Raw genomic sequence first — 4,359 nt, forward strand, 5'->3', positions numbered from 1 at the left:
TCAGCCCGCGGCGGCGGTCGGCCGTGCGGTTCTCGCCACCCGCTCGATCCGCACCGCGGCGGCCTTGTACTCGGCCGTCCCGGCGATGGGGTCCGTGGCGTCGATGGTCAGCAGCTGGGTGTCCACCTGGTCGGGGAAGTGGAAGGTCATGAACACCAGACCGGGCCGCATGGCCTCGGTGACCGACACGGGGACCAGGACCGAACCCCGGCGGGAGGTCACCCGCACCGTCTCCCCGTCGCCGACGCCGAGCTTGTCGGCGTCCTCCGGGGAGAGGTCCAGCGTCTCTCCCCTGCGCATCGGCGAGGAGAAGCCGCTGGTCTGCACGCCCGTGTTGTAGTCGTCCAGGCGTCGGCCCGTCGTCAGCCGGAAGGGGAAGTCCTCGTCGAGCAGGTCGACCGGGGGCGAGTGGCCCACGATCCCGAACGGCGCGGGTGCGCCGCGCTCGGCGGGGTCCTCCGCCCACAGGCGCGCGTGCAGGTAGCTCGGCTCCAGGGTGTCCTCGGAGTAGCACGGCCACTGGATGCCGTGCAGCTCGGCCAGGCGCTCGTAGCTCATGCCCCGGTGGATCGGGGAGAGCGAGCGGACCTCGTCCCAGATCTCCTCCGCCGAGGGCCGCTCCCATACGTGGCCCAGTCTGGTGGCCAGGTCGCACATGATCTCGATGTCGTCCCGGGCGCCCCGGGGCGGCTCCAGCGCCCTGCGCACCAGCTGCACGCGGCGCTCACTGTTGGTGAAGGTGCCGTCGGACTCGCACCAGGAGGCGCTCGCCGGGAGCACCACGTCGGCCAGTTCGGCGGTGCGGGTCAGGAAGATGTCCTGCACCACCAGGTGGTCCAGGCCGCGCAGGCGGCGCGTGGTCTTGTGCGTCTCGGGCTCGGACTGGACGGGGTTCTCCCCGATCACGTAGAGCGTGCGCAGCTCGCCCTCGTCCATCGCCTCGAACATCTGGGTGAGGTTCAGGCCCCTGGTGGGCTGGATCTCGCGTCCCCATGCGGCCTCGAAGGACGTGCGCACCCGGTCGTCCAGGATGTCCTGGAACCCGACCAGCCGGTCGGGGATGGCGCCCATGTCGCCGCCGCCCTGCACGTTGTTCTGGCCGCGCAGCGGGTTGAGCCCCGAGCCGTGCCGCCCCACGTGCCCGGTGAGCAGCGACAGGTTGATCAGCGCGCGGACGTTGTCGGTGGCGTTGTGGTGTTCGGTGATGCCCAGCGTCCAGCACAGCTGGGCGCGTTCGGCGCGGGCGTAGGCGTGCGCCAGTTCGCGTATGGCCTCGGCGGGCACGCCGGTCTCGGCCTCCGCGGCGGCCAGCGTCCACGGCTCGACCAGCGCGCGGTAGGCGTCCAGGCCGCTGGTGGCGCGCTGGACGAAGGTGTCGTTGGCCAGGCCGGCGTGCAGGATCTCACGGCCGATGGCGTGGGCGAGGGGGATGTCCGTGCCCACGTTCAGGCCCAGCCAGCGGTCGGCCCACTCGGCGGTCGGGGTGCGCCGGGGGTCCACGACGAACAGGCGCGCTCCGCGCCGCACGGCCTTGAGCACGTGGTGGAAGAAGATCGGGTGGGCGAAACGCGGGTTGCCGCCCCAGATCACGATGAGGTCGGTGTCCTCGATCTCGGCGTAGGAGGAGGTGCCCCCGCCCGAGCCGAAGGCCGCGGCCAGTCCGGCGACGCTGGGCGCGTGGCAGGTGCGGTTGCACGAGTCGACGTTGTTGGTGCCGACGACCACGCGGGTGAACTTCTGCGCCATGAAGTTCATCTCGTTGGTCGCCCTGGCGCAGGAGAGCATGCCGAAGGAGTTCGGCCCGTGCTCGTCCACTCCGCGCCGGAACCCGGCGGCCGCGCGGTCGAGGGCCTCCTCCCAGGAGGCCGGGAGCAGCTCGTCGCCGTCGCGGACGAGGGGTTGGGTGAGTCGTTCGTGGGGGAGAGCGTCGGATCGCATGTGGCCTCGCATGGTGGTCGTGGCCGGATTCGTCCGGGCCGCCGGACGCCGTGGTGGTGGGGGATACTGCATACAGTATTGGGAGATCGTGGGCGGTGGTCAAGGGTTTGCCCTCCGGGGCCACCGTCGTCTCCGGGACCCCGTGGGGGCCGGAACGACCCTCCGGGGCGGGCACCTCCGGGGGAGCGTTCCCTAGGCCGCGACGGGCGGCGTCGCCGGGGCGGGCGAGGGGGCGGGCGAGGGGGCGGGCGCGTCGAGCATCCGGGCGTTGAGCAGCCCCGCGACGGCGTCGACCGCACGGAGGGAGGGCGCGGGCGCTCCGGTCAGGTCGGCCAGCTCCACCACGGCGGACAGGATGACGTCCAGCTCCATGGGGCGCCCGCGCTCCAGGTCGTGCAGGGTCGAGGTGCGGTGGTCGCCGGCGCGCTCGGCTCCGGCCAGGCGCCGGTCGATGGAGACTGCGGGTCGCACGCCGAGCCGCGCGGCCACGTCCAGGGTCTCGTGCATCATGGTGCGGGCCAGCTCCCGGGTGGGGCGGTTCCGGCAGATCTGCGCCATGGTGGAACGGGACAGCGCGCTCAGCGGGTTGAAGACGATGTTGCCCATCAGCTTCACCCAGATGTCCTCGCGCAGGTCCCGTTCGATGGGGCACTTGAGTCCGCCCGCCTCCATCGCGGCCTGGAGGTCGCGGCAGCGCCGGGAGTCCGAGCGGTCCGGCTCGCCGATGGAGAACCGGGTCCCCTCGATGTGCCGGATCACGCCGGGTCCGGCGATCTCGGTGGCCGCGTAGACCACGCAGCCCACGGCGCGCTCGACCGGGATCGTCCGGCTGACCGCGCCGCCGGGGTCCACGCTCTCGATCCGGTGCTCGGCCAGGGGGCCGTCGATCCCGTGGAAGTACCACCAGGGGATGCCGTTCTGGGCGGCGACGACCATGGTGGAGGGGCCCATCAGGGGACGCAGCAGCGGACCGCAGCCCGCGTAGTGCTGGGCCTTCAGGCCGAGGAGGACGGCGTCGACGGGCCCGACCTCGGCCGGGTCGTCGGTGGCGTGGGGGTGCGCGGTGAAGTCTCCGCGCGGGCTGAGGACCCGGACTCCCCGCTCGCGCAGGGCCCGCAGGTGCTCGCCGCGCGCGATGAGGTGGACGTCGGCCCCGCCCCTGTGCAGCGCGGCTCCCGCGTAGGCGCCGATCGCGCCGGCGCCGAGTACGGCGATTCGCATGAGGACTCCTTTCCTTGCCATACTGTATACAGTATGCTCTAGGTCAGCGTTCTTCACCCGACCGCAGGGAGAGAAGGAATGTCCGACCCGGCCGCCTCGGAAACTTCTCCGCTTCTTCACGTGAAAAGCCACCCGCGCACACCGCTGCCCTGGACCAAGGCACGGGAGCTGGCGCGGGTGACCGGTGCCGAGGGTGGACAGCCCATGGCCGAGGAACCGCTCGGCGGCGCCCTCGGTGCCACCCTCGGCACCGACCTCGTCTCGGCGAACGACGTCCCCGTGCTGGACAGCGCGGCCATGGACGGGTACGCGGTCTCGGGGGAGGGGCCCTGGGCCGTCCTCGGCCGCTCGCTCGCCGGACGCCGGGGACCCGTCGCCCGCCTCGACCACGGGGAGGCGGTGGAGATCGCCACGGGTGCCGTCGTGCCGGAGGGCACCACCGCCGTCCTCCCCCGGGAGCGGGCGACGGTGTCCTCCGGGCACGTCCACGGTGAGGCGGAGAGCGGCAGGCACATCCGCCGCAAGGGGGAGACCACCCCCGCGGGGGCGCTGGTCGCGCGCCGCGGGAGCCCCGTCACCCCCGCCCTCCTGGGCCTGGCCGCGAGCCTGGGCCTGGACTCCCTGCCCGTGGTCCGCCCCCTGGTGCACGTCCTGGTCACGGGGGACGAGGTCGTGCGTGAGGGGACGCCGCGCCCGGGCACCGTGCGCGACGCGATCGGCCCCCTGCTCCCAGGGCTGGTGGCCTGGGCCGGAGGACGCTGCGTCCCCGCGCTGCCGGTCGCCGACCGGAGGCGGGACATGGTCCGTGCGCTGGGCGCGGCCTCGGCCTCCGACGTCGTCGCGGTCTGCGGTTCCTCCTCGGCCGGGCCCGCCGACCACCTGCGTTCCGTGCTCACCGGCCTCGGCGCGCGGATGGTCGTCGACGGTGTGGCCTGCCGCCCGGGACACCCGCAGATCCTGGCCGTGCTGCCCTCGGGAACCGTCGTCGTGGGGCTGCCGGGCAACCCCGGTGCGGCCCTGGCCGCCGCGCTCACGCTGCTCGTCCCGGTGCTCAGCGGACGCGCCCACCGGCGGGATCCCGCGCACCTGGGCCGCGGGGCCCGGTTCACCGGTCCGACCCCGCCGCACCCGGTCGACACCCGCCTGGTGCCGGTGCGCGTCAGCCGCGACCTGGCGGTGGAACTGCCCGGCACCGGCTCC

The 4,359-nt window shown here is 73.6% G+C and carries 3 protein-coding genes; 1 reads left to right on the plus strand and 2 read right to left on the minus strand.

Translation table 11 applies throughout. From position 1 onward, the window contains the following. On the minus strand, positions 1–1,938 hold the full coding sequence (locus D455_RS0113115) for a molybdopterin oxidoreductase family protein (RefSeq protein ID WP_017571177.1): 1,938 nt from the start codon (positions 1,936–1,938) through the stop codon (positions 1–3). Between the two features lie 192 nt (positions 1,939–2,130). Continuing rightward, on the minus strand, positions 2,131–3,159 hold the full coding sequence (locus tag D455_RS0113120) for a 2-dehydropantoate 2-reductase (protein ID WP_017571178.1): 1,029 nt from the start codon (positions 3,157–3,159) through the stop codon (positions 2,131–2,133). A gap of 204 nt (positions 3,160–3,363) precedes the next feature. Here D455_RS0113120 and D455_RS0113125 point away from each other — a divergent pair. Next, the coding region (locus D455_RS0113125; RefSeq protein ID WP_017571179.1) for a molybdopterin-binding protein at positions 3,364–4,359 on the plus strand (996 nt) is incomplete at its 3' end.

The organism is Nocardiopsis halotolerans DSM 44410 (assembly GCF_000341065.1).
In the GTDB taxonomy this organism is placed as follows: domain Bacteria; phylum Actinomycetota; class Actinomycetes; order Streptosporangiales; family Streptosporangiaceae; genus Nocardiopsis; species Nocardiopsis halotolerans.